Origin of the sequence: Micromonospora sonneratiae, from assembly GCF_042679305.1 — a bacterium.
GTDB lineage: Bacteria > Actinomycetota > Actinomycetes > Mycobacteriales > Micromonosporaceae > Micromonospora_H > Micromonospora_H sonneratiae.
On the sequence record NZ_JBHTMP010000042.1, the window covers coordinates 1 to 22,246 of the forward strand.

At 71.2% G+C, this 22,246-nt stretch carries 8 protein-coding genes; all 8 read right to left on the minus strand.

Translation table 11 applies throughout. The features are described 5' to 3' along the window. Positions 1-186: 186 nt before the first annotated feature. The 8 genes from ACFQ4H_RS23675 to ACFQ4H_RS23710 all read right to left on the minus strand — a co-directional run bounded on the left by ACFQ4H_RS23675 (position 187) and on the right by ACFQ4H_RS23710 (position 22,125). The gene (locus tag ACFQ4H_RS23675; protein WP_377574140.1) at positions 187-1,239 is read right to left on the minus strand and encodes a methyltransferase; all 1,053 of its coding nucleotides are present in this window, start codon (positions 1,237-1,239) and stop codon (positions 187-189) included. 48 nt (positions 1,240-1,287) lie between these two features. Continuing rightward, the gene (locus tag ACFQ4H_RS23680; protein WP_377574143.1) at positions 1,288-2,721 is read right to left on the minus strand and encodes an MFS transporter; all 1,434 of its coding nucleotides are present in this window, start codon (positions 2,719-2,721) and stop codon (positions 1,288-1,290) included. Continuing rightward, positions 2,714-7,231 carry a non-ribosomal peptide synthetase gene (locus ACFQ4H_RS23685; protein ID WP_377574262.1) on the minus strand — a complete coding sequence of 1,506 codons (4,518 nt, stop codon included), beginning with the start codon at positions 7,229-7,231 and terminating at the stop codon, positions 2,714-2,716. Before ACFQ4H_RS23685 ends, ACFQ4H_RS23680 begins: the two co-directional genes overlap by 8 nt. A 72-nt stretch (positions 7,232-7,303) precedes the next feature. Next, positions 7,304-10,627, minus strand: a complete 3,324-nt coding sequence (locus ACFQ4H_RS23690; protein ID WP_377574146.1) for an amino acid adenylation domain-containing protein — start codon at positions 10,625-10,627, stop codon at positions 7,304-7,306. Further along, positions 10,624-11,349 (minus strand): DUF6875 domain-containing protein, encoded by a 726-nt coding sequence (locus tag ACFQ4H_RS23695; RefSeq protein WP_377574149.1) that lies wholly within the window; start codon positions 11,347-11,349, stop codon positions 10,624-10,626. The genes ACFQ4H_RS23690 and ACFQ4H_RS23695 overlap by 4 nt, the downstream gene beginning before the upstream one ends. A gap of 5 nt (positions 11,350-11,354) precedes the next feature. After that, positions 11,355-12,728: an FAD-dependent oxidoreductase gene (locus ACFQ4H_RS23700; protein ID WP_377574264.1), complete on the minus strand. Its 1,374-nt coding sequence runs from the start codon at positions 12,726-12,728 to the stop codon at positions 11,355-11,357. Next, entirely contained in the window at positions 12,728-16,030 is a 3,303-nt protein-coding gene (locus ACFQ4H_RS23705) for an amino acid adenylation domain-containing protein (protein WP_377574152.1), read from the minus strand. The genes ACFQ4H_RS23700 and ACFQ4H_RS23705 overlap by 1 nt, the downstream gene beginning before the upstream one ends. Next, a complete protein-coding gene (locus ACFQ4H_RS23710; protein ID WP_377574156.1) occupies positions 16,027-22,125 on the minus strand; it encodes an amino acid adenylation domain-containing protein in 6,099 nt (2,032 codons plus the stop codon). Before ACFQ4H_RS23710 ends, ACFQ4H_RS23705 begins: the two co-directional genes overlap by 4 nt. Positions 22,126-22,246: the final 121 nt, after the last annotated feature.

Consider the following 22,246-nt stretch of genomic DNA (forward strand, 5'->3'; position numbering starts at 1 on the left):
TGATCTGGTGGCCGAGCACTGGAACAACAGCTGACCCGGCCCGACCGGCCAACAGCTGACATACGAAGTGACGTGAACGGCCGGTGGCCGGGACCCTCAAGTCAGGGCCCCGGCCACCGGCCGTTTGCTGTCTTCCGAACGGTACGCCGACAGGCCATCACCGGGATGACGGTGGCAGTCGACCTCTCACACCCGGGTGGCCAGCACCAGGTGGTCCGCGTCGGAGCGGGTCAGCAGGTGCTGCTCCGGGTCGGTGAACCCGGCGGCGGCCAGGAGTTTCGCCAGATCTTCGAACCGGTAGGCCCGGCCGCCCTGGGTGTGGAACAGGTTGAGGCTGAACGCGCGGACGAACGAGTCGGCCACGCCCGGTGGCCGCTGCGGCACCTCCGCCAGTGGCTCGAGCAGGGCGACCCGGCCACCGGGACGCAACGCACCGGCCACGCGATCCAGCAGGCCGGCCAACTGCCGCTCGTCGTACCCGTGCACGATGTTGAACAGCAGTACCAGGTCGTACCCGGTTTCGAGATCTGCGGTGAGTAGGTCTCCCGGTCGTAGCTCGATCCGGTCGTCGAGGCCCGCCTCGGTGACGGCGGCCTCGCCCTGGGCCAGGGCACCGGGCAGGTCGACGACGGTGCCACGCAGTTGCGGATACGCGTTGCAGAAGGCGATCGTGTAGCCGCCGTGCCCACCGCCGAGGTCGAGCAGCCTTCCCTCCGAGCCCGGTGCCGGCACCAGGGACACGATCTCCTCGGCCAGCCAGCCGGAGAGACGACGCAGCATCGTCTGGAAGTCGGCGAGGGTGTCGGGCCGCTTCTCCAGCCAGGCATAGAAGTCGACGGTCGGACCGCCCTGCCGTACCGATGTCTCCAGGTCCCCCCAGAGTTCGGTGACGACGGTGCCCCAGAAGGACAGGACCGGCACGAAACTGCCCGGCGCATCGCGCAGCAGCCAACGTGCGGTGTTGGCGCTGTTGGCGTACTCGGCACCGGTCCTGGTCAGGTAGTTGAAGCCGACCAGGGCGTCGGCCAACAGCCGCAGGCCGGTCGGATCGGTGCCGGTCCGTTCCGCCAGCGCCGACACCGACAGCGGACCGGTGGCCAGCGCCTCGAAGACGCCGAGCCGGAGCCCCGCGACAGCGGTACGGAAGGACAACGCGTTCAGCATGTCCAGGTGTGCGGCGGGAGCCTGGTCGGTGTCGATGAACTGTCGCGCCTCTTCGGGCGGCAACGGCACCGGCATGGGCGTCTCCTCTTCTATCGGTACGACGGGAAGCAGCGGTTGGAACGATCAGCCGTGTACCGGCTCGGCGGCAGGTTTGTCCCCCTGGGAGTCGACGCCCTTGTCCCCCGAGGAGTCGCCCCCCGTGTCGGCGGTCCTGTCGTCCGGGGACTCGGATGCGGACCCGGGAGAGGGGGTGGCCGGTGCCGCCGGTAGGGCGTCCGGCAACAGGTCGACCTGACGCAGCGGCCGACGCGTCCAGCCGAACGCCACGATCAGCACCATCAGGGTGCCGGTCAGGGCGAAGACCAGGGCGGTACCCCGCCCGTCCCCGGTGCCGATGACCCGGCCGACACTGCCAGCCAACGCCCCGTCCGGTTGCATCAGGGGCTCGAAGACGCCGTCGGCCAGCGGGCCAGCCAGCAGGTAGGCCAGCGGAATGCTCGAATCACCGATCACCCGGGCCGCGGCCAGTACCCGTCCCAGCACCGTCGGGTCGGTCTTCGTCTGGACCAGGGTCATCGCCGAACTGTTGACGACCGGCAGGGTGAAAAGGAACAGCGGTGCGACCACACCGATCAGCCACGGCGACGGTGCCAGTGAGTGGAGCACCAGTGCGACGCCGCCGAGCGCCAGGCCAAGGAAGATCGCGTGCACCTTCCGGGCCGGACCGCCCCAGGCACCCATTACCATGCTGCCGGCGAACAGCCCGGCACCTCCGGCGAACATCAGCACACCCAGCGTGTCCGCCGAGGAGAACGACAGGATCAACGGCTGTACCAGGACACCGGCGATGCCGAACAGGAAGTTGTACGCGCCGAAGAGCACCATCAGGTTGAACAGACCACGCTGTCGACGCAGGTAGTGCCATCCGGCGGTGGCCTGCCGGAGCACCGGCTGACGTTGCCGGGCACCGGCCGGCCGGGTCACCTCGGCGGGTAGGCGTACCAGCAGTAGCGTCAGTGACGCGACGGTGAAGGTGGCCAGGTCGACCACCATCACCCCGCCGACGCCGATGGTGACCACCAGCGTTCCGGCCAGCAGGGGAGCGGCGATCTGTACCGCCCGGGAGACCTGCATCAGTCCGTTGAACCGGGCCAGGTGCTGTTTGCCCACCAGCGCCGGGGTCATCGACTGGTAGCTGACCTGGTGCACGGTCGAGCACGATGCGCTCAAAGCGGTGGCCAGGTAGATGTGCCAGACGGCGAGGTTGTCGCCGGCCACCAGCAGGGCGAGCGCGGCGGTGCCGATCGCCGCGCCGAGGTCGCTGAGCAGCATCAGCCGTCGGCGGTCCCAGCGGTCCGCGAACACCCCGGCCAGCGGTGCGATCAACACAGCCGGCAGCGTGTTGGCCAGGAAGATCAACGAGAACTGGGTGACCGACCCGGTCTTCTGGTAGACCCAGACCCCGAGCACAAAGCCGGTCAGGCTGGAACCGATCAGGGAGACCAGTTGGCCGAGCCAGACGGTGAACAGCAGGCGTATGTTGACCCGGTCAGTCATCAGTTCTCCCCGTAGCGTCGATGGTGCCGGCCACGGTCCGGACCGGAGGTTCGAGGAAACCGGCGCGTACGTACCACGCCAGGTAGGAGTGGACCAGCGCCGTGTCCGCCGGCGGGCAGATGATGCCCGCCGACGACAGCGCCGCTTCGGTCGCCGAACAGTCGAAGTACGGCTGGGTACGCTCCGGCACGCCTGCGCCGAACAGCGGGGTGAACGGTGCCAGCGCCACGTCGGGCCGGTCCAGCAGGGCGGCCCGCCAACGGTCGTACGGCAGCAGCGTCACCGGGTAGCCGTAGTCGGTCAGCGCCCCGGCCAGGTCGGGGAAGGAGATGGTCGCGTTGTTGTAGAAGTGGAAGTCCTGCCCCCACCGGTCGGGTTCCCGGGACAGGTGCCCGATCCCGGCGGCGACGTAGTCGACCGGTGCCAGGTCGGCGGGGTCATCCCGGATGTCGGGGGCCGCGCCGAGTTGGACGAACGTCTTGAGTAGCCGGCTGAAGTAGTCGTCGGCGTTGCCCACCCCGGTGCCGGCGTGCCCGGTGATCCGGGCCGGCCGGTAGATGCTGACCGGCAGACCGCGTTCCCGGGCCGCGCGGACCAGGGCGTCCGAGGCCCACTTGGTGGCGTTGTAGCCGTCACCGAGGCCGGTGCAGTCGTCGGGACGGTCGCTCTCGCGTACCACCCCGTTGCGGCGGTCGGGCGTGAGGAAGACGCCGAGGGTGGACACCAGGTGCAGGGCGCTGGGCCGACCGGATCCGGCCAGCCGGAGCACCTCGAGCGTGCCGGAGACGTTGGCCGGACGCAGCCGCTCGTACGAGTAGAGGAAGTTGACCAGCCCGCCGTTGTGCAGCACGGTGTCGACCGTGTCGGCCAGGGCGTCGAAGTCGCGGCGGCTCAGGCCCAGCAACGGCTCGCCGAGGTCGCCCGGTATTCCGACCAGCCGGTCGGCGTACCCGTCACGCCACAGTCCGTACCGGATCAGGTTCTCCCGGACCCGGACGGCGGCGGCGTCGGGGGTGCCGGCGCGGACCAGGCAGTGCAGCTCGGCCGTGCTGTTGTCGAGCCAGTCAGCCAGCAGATGGGCACCGAGGAAGCCGGTGGCCCCGGTGATCAGCACCGCCTCCGGTGCCCGGGCGGGGGGCTGTGCCGGCAGGTCGGCGCAGACATCGTCGGGCAGTTCGGCGTCGGCGCGGATCGTCGACGGTGCCGTGCGGCCGGCTCCGGTACGGGCCGGCCCGGAGGCTGCCGCGTCGATCAGGGCGGCCATGCCGGCCAGGTCCGCCGCTTCGAGCAGGTCCCGCAGCGGCACACCGACGCCGAGCGTGGCGGTGATCCGGGCAGCCAGCGGCCCGGCCAGCAGGGAGTGGCCGCCGAGGTCGAAGAAACTGTCCCGGACCCCGATCGACTCGACCCGGCGGTCGTCGGACCCGTCGGCCCCGGGTCGGCCGGAGCTGAGCAACTTCGCCCAGATGGCGGCGAGTGCGCGTTCGGTGTCGGTGCTCGGCGGCTGATGGTCGCCTCGACCGTCCTCGGGTGGGGGCAGGGCCGCCTGGTCGAGCTTGCCGTGCGAGTTGAGCGGCAACTCGGGCAGGACAGCGAACCCGCTGGGCACCAGATAGTCGGGCAGCCGCTGACGCAGCCCGGACCGGATCACCGCCACGCTGGGCGGCTCAGCGCCAGCCGGTACGAGATAGGCGACCAGGCGGGGGCCGTGCCCGTCGTCGCGTACGACCACCGCGGCCTGGGCCACCCCCGGCTGCGCGGCGCAGGCGGCCTCGACCTCGCCCACCTCGATCCGGTGTCCACGGATCTTCACCTGCCGGTCGGTACGGCCGAGGAACTCCAGGGTTCCGTCGGGGCGGTGCCGGGCCAGGTCGCCGGTGCGGTAGAGCCGTGCTCCGGGCGGACCGAACGGGTCGGGCACGAACCGTTGCGCGGTCAGGCCGGGGGAGTTCAGATAGCCCCGGGCCGGCGCGGTGCCGCCGATGTAGACCTCACCGCCGACCCCCACCGGAACCGGACGCAGCTTCCCGTCGAGCAGGTGGACCCGCACGTTGGGTACGGGCCGCCCGATGGGCAGGTGGGTCACGCCGGGTAGTTCCGTGGCGTCGAGCGTGGCGAAGGTCGTGGCACAGACCGTCGCCTCGGTGGGGCCGTAGTGGTTGAACACCCGTACCCGACCCCCGGTGATCCGGGCCCAGTCCCGTACGGCCGAGGTCGGGGCGGCCTCCCCGCCGATCATCATGACCCGTAGCGGACTTTCCGGCGGGGGTGGCGCGTCGACCAGGTCGGCCACCCAGCGGATCCACAACGCGGCCGGCGCGTCCACCAGGGTGATCTGTCGCTCGGCGCAGAGCGCCAGCAGACCCGGCCCGGTCAACTCGGCCGGACGTCGGTGCACCACCAGCGCCGCGCCGCTGGCCAGCGCCGGGAAGATGTCACCGACGGAGGCGTCGAAGCTGAGCGGGGGCAGCATCAGCAACCGGTCCCCGGGGCCGATGCCGTGCAGGTCGGCGAAGGCCAGCGCGAGGTTGACGGCGGTCCGGTGACTGACCATCACCCCCTTCGGGGTGCCGGTCGACCCGGAGGTGTAGATGACGTACGCCAACTGGTCCGGGTGACCTGCCGCTGCCCGTCCCGGATGCTCGTCGGCCGACTCGGGCGGGGTCGTCCGGTCGACCACCAGCAGGGTGCCCGGGTAGTCGGCGAACCGGTCCGCCTCCGCAGCCGCGACGAGGGTGACCGGGGCCGCGGCATCGTGCAGCAGGGACAGTAGTCGGGCCGGTGGGTGGGTCGGGTCCAACGGCAGGTATGCCCCGCCGGCCCTGAGCACCCCGAGGATGCCGACGATCGCGGCCGGACCGGCCGGTACGGCCAGGCCGACGGGAACGTCCGGGCCCACCCCGGCAGCCAGCAGCCGACGCGCCAGCGCCTCGGCCCGCCGGTCCAGTTCGCCGTACGACAGCACCTCCTCGCCATCGATGACGGCGGGCGCGTCGGGGTCGGCGATAGCCCGGGCCCGGACCAGCTCGTGTAACGTGTCGACGACCGGGTAGTCCCGTGCGGTGGCGTTCCAGTCGGCCAGCTCCCGCCGTCCGGCCGTACCCAGCAGGTCCAGCTCGGACAGGCGCTGCCCGGGGGCGGTGGTGAGCGCCTGGAGGACCAGGGTGAACCGGTCGAAGAAGCGACCGATGGTGGACCGGTCGAACAGGTCGGTGTTGTAGTCCACCACGGCGGTCAGGGCCGGGGCGGACTCGAAGACGACCAGGGTGAGATCCAGCCGGGAGGTTTCCCGGGCGATACCGACCGGGCGGGTCGTCAGCCCGCTCGACCACTCCCGGGTGCCCCCGGCCGGGTTGACGACACACATCGTCTGGAACAGCGGGTTGCGGCTCGGGTCGCGGACCAGGTCGGCCTGCTGCACCATCTGGTCCAGGGGCAGGTCGGCGTGCTCGAGCGAGTCGAGGCAGACGCCCTTGACCCGGTCCAGCACCTCGGCCAGCGTGGGATCACCGGACAGATCGGTACGCAGCGGGAGGCTGTTCACCATCAGCCCGACGACCGACTGGAGTTCGGGCCGGGACCGGGTCGAGACCGGTGATCCGACGCAGATGTCGTCCTGGCCGGTCCAGCGGCTGAGCACCACCTGGAAGGCGGCCAGGACGATCATGAACCGGGTACACCGGGTCCGCTGGGCGAGTTCGTCGAGGGCGGTGGTCAGCTCGTCGCCGATCGAGAACTGGGCGGTCGAGCCGGCGAACGTCTGTACCGGCGGTCGGGGCCGGTCGGTGGGCAGGTCGAGCACGCCCGACGCACCGGCGAGTTGCCCGGCCCAGAACCCGCGTTGCCGGTCGGCCGCCCCGTCGTCGAACGCCGTCCGCTGCCACACCACGTAGTCGGGATACTGCACCGGCGGTGGAGCCACCGCCGGACCACCGCCGACGATGTGCTGGTATCCGGTGAGGATCTCGTTCAGGACGATGCTCACCGACCGCTCGTCGGCGATGATGTGGTGTACGGCCAGCGACAACAGATGTTTGTCGGCTCCGAGCCGGGCCAGCGAAACCCGGAGCAGTGGTGCCCGCTCCAGGTCGAAACCGGTCTCTCCCATCGTCCTGGCCAGCGCCAGCGCCGAAGCCTCAGGGTCGACACCTGCGGTGGCCTGCCCGGCCAGGTCGACGAGGGAGACCTCGACCCGGGCCAGTGGATCGTCCACGGCCAGCACCGACTGTTCCGGCCGGCCGTCGTCGGCCACGAACGTGGTGCGCAGCGCCTCGTGCCGGGCCACCACCGCGTTGATCGACGATTGCAGCGCGACCGGGTCGAGTGTGCCGTACAGCCAGGCGTGGTTGGCCATCACATAGGCTGAGCTGCCCGGATCCAGCCGGTCGAGGAACCACATTCCCTCCTGTAGCGGGGACAGTGGTATCCGGCTGCCCGGCACCCGCCGGGGAATGCCGGTCGGCTGTTGCGCCGATGGCACCCCGCGACGTCGTAGCAGTTCCCGGATCATCCGCTCGCGGTCGGCAGCGCCCACCTCGATCGAGCCCGTCACGAATGTGTTCCCTTTCGTTCTCGGGTACGGCTACTCGCCCAACAGGGCACGTAGCTGCTCAGTCGACATGCCCGCCAGGTCCTGTCGCAGTTCGGCGACGCCCGCCACATGTCCCGGGGCGGGCTCGCGGGCGGTCAGTGCCTCCGCCATGGCGGCGACGGTCGGTGCCTCGAACAGCACCCGGATCGGCAGGCTCATCTCGAACGTCGTACCGATGCGGCTCAACGCCTGGGTGGCCAGCAGCGAGTGACCACCCAGATGGAAGAAGTCGTCGTACGCACCGACCGAGTCGACGCCCAGTACCTCCTGCCAGATGTCGGCCAGGACGTGTTCCACCGCGTTGCGTGGTGCGATCCGTTCCGTGCCGATGCCGTCCCGCCAGTCCGGTGCCGGCAGCGCCCCCCGGTCGGTCTTGCCGTTGGCGTTGACCGGCAGCGCGGCGAGCGTGACCAGGGTCGCCGGCACCATGTAGCCCGGCAGTCGGGTGGCCAGCCAGGGACGTAGCAGACCCCACAGGTCACCGGTGGTCCCGTCGTCCGACACCGGCACCACGTACGCGACCAGCCGGACGTCGTCCGATCCGGCCGTCCACGTGCTGACCACCGCGTCGGCGACCAGTTCGTGTCCGCGGAGCAGTTCCTCGATCTCGCCCAGCTCGATGCGGAAGCCGCGTACCTTGACCTGGTGGTCGGTCCGGCCGAGGAACTCCAGCCGTCCGTCGGCCCGCTGCCGGGCCAGGTCACCGGTGGCATACAGCCGGGCCCCCGGCCGTCCGGTGAACGGGTCCGGCAGGAACCGGGACGCGGTCAGGCCGGGGCGACCGTGGTAGCCCCGGACGACGCCGAGCCCACCGATGTGCACCTCACCCACCACACCCACCGGTACCGGCTGACCGGCCCGGTCCAGCACGTACAGCTCGGTGTTGGCGATGGGTTCGCCCAGGTCGATCGGGGCCGGTGCGGGGAGCACCGGCGTGGCCGCCGACCACACGGTCGTCTCGGTCGGGCCGTAGCAGTTCCACAGGGTCGAGCCGTCGCTGATCAGGGCGTCGGCCAGGTCCCGGGCGAGTGCCTCGCCGCCGCACATCCGTACCCGTAGACCCGCCGGCACCCCGCCGGAGGCCAGCAGCAGCCGCCAGGTGGCCGGGGTGGCCTGCATCGCGGTGATGCCGTCGTCGATCAGCCGTTGCCGTAGCAGGGCACCGTCACCGACCTCGTCGGTCGCCACGATCGTCAGCGGGGTACCGCTGACCAGCGGCACCAGCAGCTCGAGTACGGAGATGTCGAAGGAGAGCGTGGTGACCGCCGCGAACCGGTCGTCGGAGGCCAACCCGAGATCGTCGTGGAACGAGGCGACCAGGTTGACCAGGCAGCGGTGTGGCACCACCACCCCCTTGGGCCGTCCGGTCGAACCCGAGGTGTAGATCAGGTAGGCCAGCGACTCCGGGTGGATCGACACGGCGGGTGGCTCGACCGGAGCGGCGGCCAACTCGGCACCGTCGTCGTCCAGGCAGACCACCACGGGTACGGCGTCGAGCAGGCCACCCAGCCGGTCCCGGACCGAGCGCTGGGTGACCAGCACCCGGGTGCCGGAGTCGGCCAACATGTAGCGCAGCCGCTCCTCGGGCAGGGCCGGGTCCAGCGGCAGGTAGCCGGCTCCGGCCCGCCAGGTGCCGAGCACACCGACGACCAGACCGACGCCGCGATCCAGACAGAGGGCGACCGGGGTGTCCGGTCGGACGCCCCGGGAGCGCAGCAGGTGCGCCAGTTGGCTGCTCCGCGCGGTCAGCGTGGCCAGGTCGGCCGTACCGTCGGGGCCGGTGACGGCCGCCGGCCCGCTGCCGGCCGTCGGGTCGGACCCCGCCGGTAGTAGTTCGAGCACCGAGGCCACCGGTGGCAGATCCCGGCCGGTGTCGTTCCAGTCCACCACCGAGCGCCAGCGCTCCACCCCGCTCAGCAGGGGGATCTCGGCCACCCGACGGTCCGGGTCGGTGACCGCGGCGTCCAACAGGGCGGTCAGGTGACGACCGAACCGTGCGACGGTCTCCGCTTCGAACAGGGCGGTGTCGTACTCCACCGCCAACCGCACGCCGCCGGCCGAGGTCAGCTCACCGACCAGGGTCAGGTCGAACTTGGCCGTACCGCTGTCCACCGCCAACGAGGTGAGTGCGGCGCCGGGCAGGTTCAGGTCGCCGGTGGGGGCGTTCTGCAGGATGAGCTGGGCCTGGAAGATCGGGGCGTGGCCCAGGCTGCGTTCCGGTTGCAGCTCCTCCACCAACTTCTCGAACGGCACCTCACCGTTGGCCAGGCCGCCCAGGGTCGCCTCCCGGGCCCGGTCGACCAGGTCCCGGAAGGTCGGCAGCCCGTCCAGGGAGACCCGAAGGGCCAGGGTGTTGACGAAGAAGCCGATCAGCGGTTCCAGGTCGGCGTGGTTCCGACCGGCCACCGGGCTGCCCACCACCACGTCGTCCTGCCCGCTGTAGCGCGACAGCAGCGCGGTGAAGCCAGCCAACAGGGTCATGAACATCGTGACCCCGGTGTCCTGGTTGAACTGGTGGACCCGACGGGCCAGCGGAGCGGGCAGGTCGAAGTAGTGCACCGCACCCTGGTAGGACTGGGTGGCCGGCCGGGGACGGTCGGTGGGCAGGGTGAGCAGGGCGGGAGCGCCCCGCAGATGGTCGAGCCAGTAGTCCAGCTGCCGGCGCAGGGTGTCACCGCCCAGCCGCTCCCGTTGCCACACGGCGAAGTCGCCGTACTGGGCCGGGAGCGCCGGCAGCTCCGGTGTCCGGCCCTCCGCCAGGGCACCGTACGCCACGGTCAGCTCCCGGAACAGGACGCCCAGCGACCATGCGTCGGAGATGATGTGGTGCAGGCACATCGACAGGTAGTGGTCGTCGTCGGCGACCCGGACCACCGTTGCGCGGAACAGCGGGCCGGCGCTCAGGTCGAACGGCTCCCGGGCCGCTTCCCACACCAGCCGGACAGCCTCGTCCTCGCGACGGTCGGCTGGCGTCGCGCTCAGGTCGACGACCTCCAGCTTGAAGTCCTCGACCGGGCGGACCAGCTGGACCGGCTCGCCACCGGAGTCGACGAACGTGGTCCGCAGCGCCCCGTGCCGGCTGACGATCATCCCCAGGGCGGCCCGCAGCACCTCCAGTTCCAGCACACCACGAACCCGGAAGGCCATCGGGATGTTGTAGATCGGGTCACCCGGCTGGAACTGGTCCAGGAACCACAGCCGGACCTGTCCGAAGGAGAGCGGGTAGGTCCGCGGTGCCTTCGCACGTCTGGTGAGCAGCCGGGCCAGCATCGCCCGCCGGTCGGGCGTGGCCTGGGTCGGGTCGGGGCCGGTCATGACGTTTCCTGTCGGGCGACACGTGGTACGGCCGGTACGGGGACGGCGTCGTCGAGGCCGAACTCGCGGGCGGCGGCTTCGACCCGGCCACGCAGGGCAGCCGGAACGTTCCCGCCGAACAACCGCAGGTAGGTGGCGACCGATGCGGCCTCGTCGGCGAGGAACGGGAAGTCCGAGGAGACCATGTGGCGTACCGCCAGCAGCGGCACCGGGCTGCGCAGCGGGCGGAAGTCCTCGTTCCACAGCCCACCCTTGTCGGGCGGGCCGTCGTGGAACTCACCGAGCATGAGTCCCTCGGCGACGTACTGCGGTTTCAGGCGGGCCTGGGCGGCGTCCACGATCGCGTTGGCCGTGTCCGGGGTGAGGTCCGGCAGGGTGAGCAGGACGGTCTTGAACTGGGCCGCCGGTCCGCTGACCGGGGGCAGTTCACGGAACCAGTCACGGTAGGTCAGCAGCAGGGCGTCCAGCGTCTCCGGGTCGATCACCTCGCCACGGTGCACCGCCAACAGGAACGTCCGTCGGTCCAGCGAGGCCTGGGCGTACGGACACACCGGACCCTTGCGTCCCAGTTCGTGGTGGGGGCGGCAGAGGTACTCCCGTGCCCAGCGGAACACCTCGCGTAGGCGGTCGGCGACGTCGGTCAGCGACGGGTCCACCGGGTCGGCGGCCAGGTCGGCTTCTTCCACCAGCACATGAGCCGGGTTCTCCGGATGGGTGAGCATGTCGATCACCGTCCCCGGGCGGCGCGCAGCGCCGTACGAGCCGACAGGTAGACCAGCGCGGCACCGGCAGCCAGCCCACCGGCCGCCGCCCAGCGCACTATCCGGTCCTGGCGATGTGAACGCGCCAACGCCTCGGCGTACGGGGTCGTGGTGTGGGCCACCATGGTGTAGAGCGGGGTCCAGTGCTCCGGCAGCAACCGGTTGAGCAGCCGGTCGGCTGCGGCCCGGACCACGTAGCCCGGCCGGTGCACCCGGTCGCGCAGCTCGATGAAGTTCTCGGTGGAGAGGTCGGCCAGCACGTCGGTGTGGGGTTTGCGGGCCGCCTGGAACGCGGCCAGGGCCGCACCCCGGTCCCGGTGCTCGTCCAGGCACCGGTCGAGCACCAGGCAGTCCTCAAAGGAGGAGTTCATGCCCTGCCCGTAGAACGGGTACACGGCGTGACAGGCGTCGCCGATCAGCACCACCCGGTCGGCGTGGTGCCACGGCGAGGTCCGTACGGTCACCAGATGGCCGGTGGGGTGCGACAGGATCTCCTCGACCAGGTGGGGCATCAACTCCTCCGCGTCGGGGAAGTTGTGCCGGAAGAAGGCTCGGATCGCCTCTGCCGAGGTGAGGGTGGCGAGGCTCGACTCCCCCTCGTAGGGCATGAAGAGCGTGCAGGTCAGTGAGCCGTCCAGGTTGGGGTGGGCGACCATCAGGCCGTGTTCGCCCGGCCAGACGTGCAGCGCCTCCAGGCGTACCCGGGGCTGGCCGTCCGGGCCGACCGGGATCGTCAGCTCCTTGTAGCCCCAGTCCAGGAACTCCTGGGAGTGGTTGGCCCGTAGGCCGTGCTGCATCTGTTGGCGCACGGTGGAGAACGCCCCGTCGGCACCGACGACCAGGTCGGCCGTCACGTCCAGGGATTCACCGTCCTGCTCGGACACCACGGTCACCGCGGGACGGTCGCGGTCGAGGCGGTGCATCCGCCAGCCGAAGTGGAACCGGACCTCCGGTTGGGCGTCGGCCGCGTCGACCAGTACGGCAATCAGCTCGTCGCGCAGGACCGAGTGCAGGATCTGGTGGTCGCGCACACCGTACGGCTGGAAACCGACGCTGCCGTCCGGACTGTGTACGACCCGGCCCTGCATCGGCACGCTGCGCTTGAGTACGTCGTTGAGCAGGCCCACGTCGTGCAGGGCACGCATGCCCCGCGCGGACAGGCCGAGATTGATACTGCGGCCGGCGATCCCGGCCGGGGCCAGTCGGGGATCCTCACGCCGCTCGTACACGTCCACCGCGTAGCCGCGTCGGGCCAGGTATACGGCGGCGAGTGAACCGGCCAGGCCGGCGCCGATGATTACGGCTCGGTCCCGGCGGTTGGTCGGGCTGTGCCCGTCCATCATGCGCCCTCCTCGGCGATCAGGGTGTTGAGCAGCTCGTCGATTTCCTGGTCGGAAAGGTCGTCGAGCGAGGCGAGCAGGTCTTCCGGGGCCGGCCGGCCGGAGGCGACCCGGTCGAGGGTCGGCTCGTCGGGCCGGAGCTGCCCGGTTGTCGGGGCACCGACCAGCTCACCCAGTTCGGCGATGGTCGGTGCGGCGAAGAGCATGCGCAGCGGCAGGTCGACGCCGAATGCGGTGCGGATCCGTGCGATCAGCCGGGTGGCGGTGAGCGAGTGTCCACCCAGTGCGAAGAAGTTGTCGTGCACCCCGATCCCGGTGTGCCCGAGCACCTCGCTCCAGAGCGCGGTCAGTCGTTCCTCGACCGGGTTGCGGGCGGCGGCGTACCCGGTGCCCGGGTCACGCCAGTCCGGTTCGGGCAGCGCCCTGCGGTCGATCTTGCCGGAGCCGGTCCGGGGCAGTTCGTCGAGCACCACCACGGTGGCCGGCAACATGTATTCGGGCAGCCGACGGGCCAGTGCCGTACGCAGCGGTGGCCACAGTTGCGCCGCCTGCGTACCCGATTCCGTCGGTACGACGTAACCGACCAGTCGGACGTCGTCGGCGCTCGCCCGCCAGGTGGTCACCACCGCCTCGCGGACCCCCGGCTGCTCCCGTAGCGCGGTCTCGATCTCGCCCGGTTCGATCCGGTATCCGCGTAGCTTGATCTGGTGGTCGGCCCGGCCGAGGTATTCAAGCCGGCCGTTGGGCAGACAGCGGGCGAGGTCGCCGGTGGCGTAGAGCCGGGCCCCCGGCTGCCCCGAGTACGGGTCGGGCCGGAACCGGTCCGCGGTCGGTCCGGGGCGGCCGTGGTAGCCCCGGGCGACGCCCAGCCCACCGATGTGGATCTCGCCGACCGCCCCCGTACCGACCGGGTTGCCGGCCGGATCGAGCAGGTAGATCCCGGTGTTGTCCACTGCGGCGCCGAGGTCGACCGGGCCCTGTGCGGCTACCGCACCGATGGTCGAGTAGATGGTGGTTTCCGACGGGCCGTAGCCGTTGATGACCTGGGCGTCGTCGGAGCGCAGCGCGTCGGCGAGGTCCCGGGGCAGCGCCTCACCGCCGCTGATCCGGGTCCGGACCCCGGCCGGAACACCACCGGCGGCCACCAGCATCCGCCAGCTGGCCGGGGTGGCCTGGGCCGCGGTGATCTGCCGGGTGGCCAGTTCGGTACGCAGTGCGGCGGCGTCCATCGCGGTCTGCGCGTCGATCAGCTCCACCCGCGCGCCGGCCAGCACGGGCAGGACCAGTTCGACCACGGAGATGTCGAACGCGGGTGTGGTGATCGCGGCGAACCGGTCGGCGGAGGTGAGACAGAGCAGCCGGTCGGCGGAGACGAGGAGGTTGACCACCGAACCGTGGGTGACAGCCACCGCCTTCGGGGTGCCGGTGGAGCCCGAGGTGTAGAGCAGGTAGGCCAGGCTGGAAGGGTGCCCGTCGTGGTCCGGGGCGGTCTCCGGCAGACCGGTCAGGGTGGCGGCGTCGGCGGCGTCGTCGAGGTTGACGACCCGGGTGCCGGCCGGCCAGCAGTCGCCGGTACGGCCGCTGCTGGCCCGGTCGGTGATCAGCACCGGTGGGGCGACCTCAGCGGTCATGGCGGCCAGCCGGGCGCTCGGTAGCTCCGGGTCCAGCGGCAGGTAACCGCCGCCGGCCTTCCAGACCGCCAGGATGGCGGTGACCATGCCGGTGCCCCGGGACAGGCACAGCCCGACCGGTACGTCGGGGCGTACGCCATGGGTCCGCAGCAGTTGGGCCAGCCGGTTGCTGGCGGCGTCGAGCTGGCGGTAGGTCGACGTCTCACCGCCGGAGGTCGCTACGGCCACCGCGTCCGGTTCGGCCGGCCAGCGGTGTGCCAGTAGCGCCGACACGGAGTCGTACGGCGGCAGGGCCGGTGCATCCGTCCGCCACCGGTCGACGATCTCCCGCCGTTGTGCGTCGGTGAGCAGCGGCAGTTCGGCCACCGGGGTGTCCGGTGCCGTCGTCGCACCGTCGAGCAGGGCAAGGTACTGGTCGGCCAGCCGGCGGATCCGGTCGGCGTCGAACAGGTCGGTACGGTAGGTCAACCGGCCGCGTAGACCGTCCGGCCGCTGTTCGACGGTGAGGGTCAGGTCGAACTTGACCGTGCCGTTCTCGTGCAGCTCCGGCGCGATTCGCAGTCCCGCCGCCGTGACCGGGGCCGGCGGTTCCTCCAACGCGAACAGCACCTGCACCACGGGGGAGTAGGCCAGGCTCCGGGCCGGGGCCAACAGGTCCACCACCCGCTCGAACGGTACGTCCTGGCGGGACTGGGCGGCCAACGCCGAGGCCCGTGCCGCCCGCAGCACGTCGGCGTACGTGGTGCCGTCGTCGAACCGGGCACGCAGGGCCAACGTGTTGGCGAAGAAGCCGATCACCTGCTGGGTCTCCGGCCGGGTACGCCCCGACACCGGCACGCCGACCAACAGATCGTCCTGTCCGCTGAGCCGGTGCAGCAGCGTCTGGAACGCCCCGAGCAACACCGCGAACATGGTGGTGTCGGCGGTCCGGGCCAGGGCCCCGACCCGGGCCGTCAGCTCGTCGGGCAGGTCGAAGGTGGTCAGCCCGCCGGCCGGTGTCTGCTCCGCTGGCCGGGGCCGGTCGGCGGGCAGGTCGAGCAGGGTCGGGGCACCGGTCAGCTCCGTACGCCAGAACTCCAGGTCCTCGGTGAACGCCCCGCTGTCGGCCTGTTCGTCCTGCCAGACCGCGAAGTCCGCGTACTGGATGGGGGGTGGGGGGAGCGTCGGCCCGGTGCCGGCGACCGTGGCCTGGTAGGCATGCGCCAGCTCGCTGAAGATCGTCCCGAACGACCAGCCGTCGGTGACGATGTGGTGCGCCACGATGATCAGCAGATGTTGCTCGGGTGCCTGGCGGATCAGCCGCAGCCGGACGAGTGGCCCGCTGGTCAGGTCGAACGGTGTGCGGCCGGCTTCCTCGACCAGCTCTGCCAGCCGTTGCTGCCCGGATGGTACGGCCACGTCGGTCAGGTCGGTGACCGGTAGCCGTACCGGCCAGGGGGCCCGCACCTCCTGCCTGGGCTCACCGTCGACGGCCGTGAAGGTGGTACGCAGCGCCTCATGTCGTTCGATCAACCAGCTCAGCGCGGATTCGAGCGCGTCGAGCTGCAACGGGCCGGTCAGCCGGACCGACCAGCCGATGTTGTACTCAGCCGAGCCCGGCGTCAGTTGGTCGAGCAGCCACAGTCGACGCTGCGTCGAGGATGTGGGCAGGACCCAGGTGTCACCGCTCACGACGGCTCCTTGCTTCGGGTGTCCGTGGTGGTCGGGGTGTCCACGGCGCTTCGGGGGGTTGCGGCGGTCGGGGTGTCGACCGGGGTTCGGGGGGTTGCGGCGGTCGGGGTGTCTGTGGACCCGGGGTTCCTGGTGTCCACGGGGGTCTTGGTGTCCACGGGGGTCTTGGTGTCCACGGCGACGAGGCGGAACTCGGCGGTACGCCGCCCACCGTTGGCGTCGGTCAGCCAGAGCTGCTCGGGGGAGGGCAGCATCTCGGTGAGCCGTAGCGTCGCCGCTTCGTCCCCGCTGTCCACGGTTCGCCGTACCGCACGGGCGAACCAGTCGACGGCGGCGAGACTCGCGAAGTCGAGGAAGAACGGCTTCTTCTCCACCGGTGTCTTGACGAAGACGTACCGGGGCAGGCCCAACGAGGTCTGCCACCGGCGTACCTGCTGGAACCGTTCCCCCTCGTCGGCGGTACGGGCGAAGTCCAACTCGGTCGGCCTGAACCGCCAGCTCTCCCGGGCGATGGTGACCCGGTCCACGGTGATCCGGGGCTGGTGGTCGCCCGGGGGCAGGATGTCGAAACGCTGTAGCAGTTGCAGCATGAGCGTCTCGCCGATCATCTCGGCCAGGGTCATCGTGTACCGGCCGTCGCGGGTACGGACCACGAGCGTTCCGTCCCTCGGTTCCAGTACGCAGTCGGCCACCGCGGCGGCGGTGCGTGGGTCGAGTCCGTAGCTGTCGTGGCCGAACATCAGCCGCAGGTCCCGCTCGGTGATCAACTTGTCGGTGATCCGGGTCGGGGCACCGCCCTCCTCGCCGGTCGCCGCCAGCGCCACCCGGGGTCCGGGCAGGTCCGACGCCATCGCCGCCACCAGTTTCTCCGGCGTCGGATGCTGGGCCACGAACAGGGCCGAGCGCAGCGTGTTGACGCCCGGGTGGACCTCACCGATCACCCACTGGAAGTCGCCCCGGGCGACCGCTCCAGCGCCGTCGGCGACGAGCATGACGTCCGGACTGTGCTGGTAGGCACCCATCCAGCCCGGGCGTGGGGCGGCGAACGCGGTGGCCGCCCGGCTGGCGATGGACGCCGAGTCCACCTGGACCCGCCGTTGACCGGCCAGCTCCGGCAGGATGCTGGCCCAGCGGTCCCGCAGCCCGCGTACCACCGGGGCGATCATCTTCTCGGGTAGGTCGAAGAGCAGGTCGTTGGCCCAGAGCCAGAAGTCGGTGAACGGCACCGAGGTCTGGCCGGTCCGTTCGACCAGTTCCTTGTAGCGTTCGACGCAGGCCCGACGGAACAGGGCAGCCCCGGCGAAGGTGAACCAGCGGGCGCTGTCCAGCAGCAGGTTCAGGGCTGGCCAGAGCGTGGCGGTCAACTCGCGGGAGAGACTGACCTCGGTGCTGGAGCGGCAGTCCTCGTAGACCAGGGTCCGACCGGCGTAGACCTGACCGGCCCGCCGGGTCGGGGCCTCGCCGGTCAGCTCGGTGAAGGTCTGTTCCAGGTTCGCCAGTGCAGCACCGAGCCGATCGGCGTCGCCGGCTGCCGCGGCGACCGCGTCCCGGGCCTGCTCCAGCTTGTCGAGGGCGGCCAGGGCTGGGCCACTGACGGCGGGATCGGTGATGGTGGCGAGCCGGTCGCGCAGCGCCCGTTCGGGGAAGAGGTCCTCCTTGGGGATCTCCAGCGACCAGCTGACCCGCCGGGCGTCCCGCAGCTCCGCCAGCATCCGGTAGACCTCTTCGGCGGACGTCACCTCGACCGTCGGGTCGGCCACCAGCTCGGCTGCGATCTCGCCGGCCGGCCGGGTGCCGTCGCAGGCGGTCAGCAGCCTGGCCACGGCCCGGGGCAGCGTGGTGGGCGGCGACAGCGGGAGCAACAGTTGGTCGTCGATGACGGAGAGGAAGGGCAGCCGGCGGGGGACCAGCCAGGGACGTAGCCGTGGGTCCTGCCGGGCCAGCGCCTCGGCCAGCCCGACCATCGCCCAGCTCTCGAAATAGACGGTACGGGTGGCCAGCGGCGTGGCTCCGTGTCGGATCGACAGTGGAACGTCCTGCTCGCCGACCGTGGCCCAGCCGACCGGACCGAAGAAGCCGATCGTGTCGTTCTTGGCGCAGTAGCGCTGTAGGTAGCTTGCGACCAGCGCCTCGTGTTGGCGATGTTTCGAGCCCCGTCCGGCGGTGTTCGCCGGATCGTGGGCCAGCAGCGCGTCGACACCGGTCCGCAGGGCGTGCCGGTTCTGCCAGGTGACGGCCTCCCGGAACAGCGGGTTGGCGGCGGCGGCCCGCAGGGCGGTCGACCGTCGGATGGTGGCCCGCTCCTGGGAGCCGGCGAAGGTGGCCCGGTCGGCGCGGAGCTGGTCGAGCGCGGCGGCGAGTTCGTCACGGGCCTTGGCCAGCGCCTTGCCCAGGGCCGCGTCGACGGGCTCCGGGAACGCGTCGGGCAGCCCGCCCTGCCGTACCTGACGGTCGGCCCGGTTCCACCGGGACCGTTGCTCCGCAGGTCCGGCCCGGCGCGCCTCGTACAGCCGGTCGAGCAGCTCCCGGCGGGCCGCGACCAACCGGTCCTCGCTAACCAGTACGGCGTCCGTGGCCACCAGATGGTCGGCGTCACCCAGTTGGGTCAGTGGTTCGACCGGGAACCCGGCGCCCCGCAGGCCGATCCAGCGCCACATCGCCCAGGGCCCGGGTAGGGGCCGGACGAGGTGGGTCGGCTCGGTGTCGGTGCTCGGCCCCGGGGCAGCCTGGCCGGCGGCACCGGCCGGGCCGTTCTGCCGGTAGGCGGAGCGGTCGCGGGCGGTGATCCGGGTGGCGGGGACCGTCGCCGTCTGCCGGCGGCGGTCGATCTCGGCGGCCAGCCCGGCCAGTTGGTGCACGTCGTACATGGTCCGGATGGGCAGTTCGATCCCGAACCGCTCGGCGGCCAGGAAGGCCAGGCGGGTGGCCAGCAGGGAGTTGCCGCCGAGGGCGAAGAAGTCGGCGTCCGCGCTGTTCACGGTGACGTTGAGCAGCCCACTCCACATCGCCGCCAGTTGATGCTGGGTGGGGCCGTCCAGTGGCGCGACCGCCGAGGTGACCGGTGTCGGCGGTGCCGGTGTCGGCAGCGCCGCCCGGTCGACCTTGCCGTTGCGGTTCAGTGGAAGCTCCGGCAGCACGACGTACGCGGCCGGGCGCAGATACGGCGGCAGGTGGTCGGCCGCATGGGCCTCGAGCGCGGCCTGATCGAGTGCCGGATTCGCTGCCGGGGTGGCCGGGTCACCTGTCGGGGCGGCTGTTTCACCTGCCGCGGCGGCTGTTTCACCTGCCGCGGTGGCTGTGTCACCGGCCGGGGCGGCCGGGGTCACGTAGGCCAGCAGCCGCCTGTGCTCACCGTCACCGTCGACGACGACGGCCACCTCACCGACCTGCGGGTGGGTACGCAGCAGCGCCTCGACCTCGGCCGGCTCGACCCGGAATCCCCGGATCTTGACCTGTCGGTCGATCCGGCCGAGGAACTCCAGGGTTCCGTCGTCCCGCCAGCGGGCCCGGTCACCGGTGCGGTACATCCGGCTGCCCGGGGTGGGGGCGAACGGGTCGGGCAGGAACCGGTCCGCGGTCAGTCCCGGCTGGTTGAGATAGCCCCGGGCGAGGCCGTCACCGCCGGTGTACAGCTCACCGGGGACACCCACCGGCACCGGGCGCAGTTGTGCGTCGAGGAGGTACACCGTGCTGCGCGGAACCGGCCGTCCGATCGGCACCGGGTCGGTGACCCCGTCCGGATCGGTCATCCGGTGGCAGCAGGTGAAGGTGGTGTTCTCCGTCGGCCCGTACCCGTTGATCACCGGCTGGCCCGGGCGGACCCGTAGCGCCGTTCGCACCGCGCCGGGGTCGAGTACGTCGCCGCCGGCCAGCAGTTGGGAGACTCCGGCCAGGCAGTCGGGATCCTGCTCGACGATCTGATGGAACAGACCGGCGGTCAGCCAGAGCACGCTCACCTGCTCGGCCCGGAGCAGCTTGGCGATCTCGGCCGGGCCGAGCGGGCCGGGTGGGGCCACGACCAGCCGGGCACCGTTGAGCAGGCTGCCCCAGAGTTCCAGCGTGGAGGCGTCGAATGCGACCGGCGCGAGGTGCAGGACCGTCTCGTCGGGACCGAGGCGCAGGTAGCCGGGCTCGTGGATCAGGCGGACCACGGCCCGGTGCGGTACGGCGACCCCCTTCGGGGCGCCGGTCGATCCGGAGGTGTGACTGAGGTAGGCCAGGTTCCCCGGCCGTACGGTCAGCTCCGGCGCGGTGTCCGGCAGCCCACCCAGCTCGATCCGGTCGAGCTGCACGGTCGGGTGCCCGTGCGGCAGCTCGGCTCCGGCTCCGTCGTCGGTGATGGCCAGCGGGTCGCCGCTGGCCGCCAGCAGTTCCCGGATCCGGGCCGGTGGCGCGGCCGGATCGAGCGGTAGGTAGGCCGCGCCCGCCTTGAGTACGGCCAGCAGGGCGGTCACCAGCCGGGTCGACCGGGGCAGGGCGACCGCGACCGGGCTGTCCGGTCGGACCCCACGTCCGACGAGCAGGTGGGCGAGTTGGTTGGAGCGGGCGTCGAGTTGCGCGTAGGTCAGTGTCCCGTCGGGCCCGGTGACCGCCACGGCGTCCGGGCGTCGTCGGACCTGGGCGGCGAAGAGTTCGGGGATGGTGGCGTCGGACGGATAGGGAGAGTGGTGCTGCCCGGCCCATTCACCGGTGAGCTGTCCGATCTCGCCGGCGTCCAGCAGCGGCAGGGCGGAGACCGGTGCGTCCAGCCCGGCCGCCATCCCGGTCAGGCAGGTGATCAGGTGGCGCAGCAGACGATCAGCGGCCTCGTCGGGAAGTCGACGCCGGTCGTGGTAGAGCAGCACGTGCAGGGTCGGTTCGCCGTACACGCAGAGGGTCACCGGTGCGCCGGGGTGTCGGAGTACCCGGGTGGCGCGGTCGGCCCAGTCGTCGACCGTGGCGGCGAGTGCGGCCTGCAGGTCGCGGTGCTCGTACACCAGCAGGCTCTCGAAGAGCGGACCGGTGGATGGTGGGTCGGTCCACTGCCCGATGGCGGGCAGCGGCGCGAGTTGGTGGTCGCGCACCGCCAGGCTCTGCGCCCGTACGTCCACCAGCCAGTCCCGTACGGTCCGTCCAGGGTCGACGGTGATCCGCATGGGCACCGTGTTGATCACGATGCCGACGATCGTGTCAGCCCGTTCGATGGTTGCCTGGCGGCAGCTGTGGGTGGCGCCGAACACGACGTCACGTTCTCCGCTGTAGCGGTGCAGCAGGACCGACCAGGCGGCGTTCACCAGTGTGCTGACCGGTACGCCGGCAGCCTGGGCGGCAGCGGTCAGCGCGGCGTTCTCGGTCGGGCCGAGGGTGAAGTCGATCTCCCGGACCGAGTCCGGCCGACGGGGTGCCAGGTCGGTGGCGGGACGCAGCGGGAGCGGGGTGGGCAGGGTGAGTCCGGTCAGCCGGCGCTGCCAGAACCGCCGGTCGTCGGCCAGCGGTCGCTGACCCGACCAGACCACGAAGTCCCGGAACGAGCGTCGCTCGGGTGGGGTGTACGGGACACCCAGCCGGATCGCACGGTAGTCGTCGAAGACCTCGTTGAGCAGCAGGTGCATGGCCCGCCCGTCGACCACCGCATGGTGGAGGGTGACCACGAGGGTGTGCCGGTCGGGCGCGTGCTCGATGACGTTGACCCGCACCATGGGTGCCGACGACGGATCGAACTCGCGTGCGCGGTCGGCGGTCACGAACCCGTCCAGCCGCTCGGCCAGCTGGTCTGCATCGTCGTCCGACCAGTCGTGCCGGTGCACCGGGATGGTCACCTCAGGCAGGACCCGCTGGGTCGTGTCGCCGTGCTGCCAGGTGAACGCGGTACGCAGCACCGGGTGCCGGCGGCCGGCGTTCTGCCAGGCAGCCGACAGGGCATCGACGTCCAGCGGCTCCGGCCAGTCGATAACGACCTGCAGGATATCGACGCCGGACCCGGGTTCGTAGCGGTTATGGAAAAGGAGGCCTTGCTGTACGGCCAGCGCATCGTAGGTGTCGATGACCGGTTGCTCTGGCTCGACGACGGCTTGGTCGGCGTCAATCGAGGAAACACCACTGCTCGTCAACCACACGGTTAGTTTTCCTCCTCGGCGACGTGCAGCACGAAAGCCGCCGCAAATACACCTTGCGTGTTGGGCGTACGACGCTCAGGTGCGCGACGAACGGACGCTCAGGTGTGCGGCGAACGGATTT

Excerpts from the sequence above, each read along its gene's own strand:
- ACFQ4H_RS23675 (WP_377574140.1), bottom strand. The coding sequence starts at position 1,239 with ATGCCGGTGCCGTTGCCGCCCGAAGAGGCGCGACAGTTCATCGACACC.
- ACFQ4H_RS23680 (WP_377574143.1), bottom strand. The coding sequence starts at position 2,721 with ATGACTGACCGGGTCAACATACGCCTGCTGTTCACCGTCTGGCTCGGC.
- ACFQ4H_RS23685 (WP_377574262.1), bottom strand. The coding sequence starts at position 7,231 with ATGATCCGGGAACTGCTACGACGTCGCGGGGTGCCATCGGCGCAACAG.
- ACFQ4H_RS23690 (WP_377574146.1), bottom strand. The coding sequence starts at position 10,627 with ATGACCGGCCCCGACCCGACCCAGGCCACGCCCGACCGGCGGGCGATG.
- ACFQ4H_RS23695 (WP_377574149.1), bottom strand. The coding sequence starts at position 11,349 with ATGCTCACCCATCCGGAGAACCCGGCTCATGTGCTGGTGGAAGAAGCC.
- ACFQ4H_RS23700 (WP_377574264.1), bottom strand. The coding sequence starts at position 12,728 with ATGGACGGGCACAGCCCGACCAACCGCCGGGACCGAGCCGTAATCATC.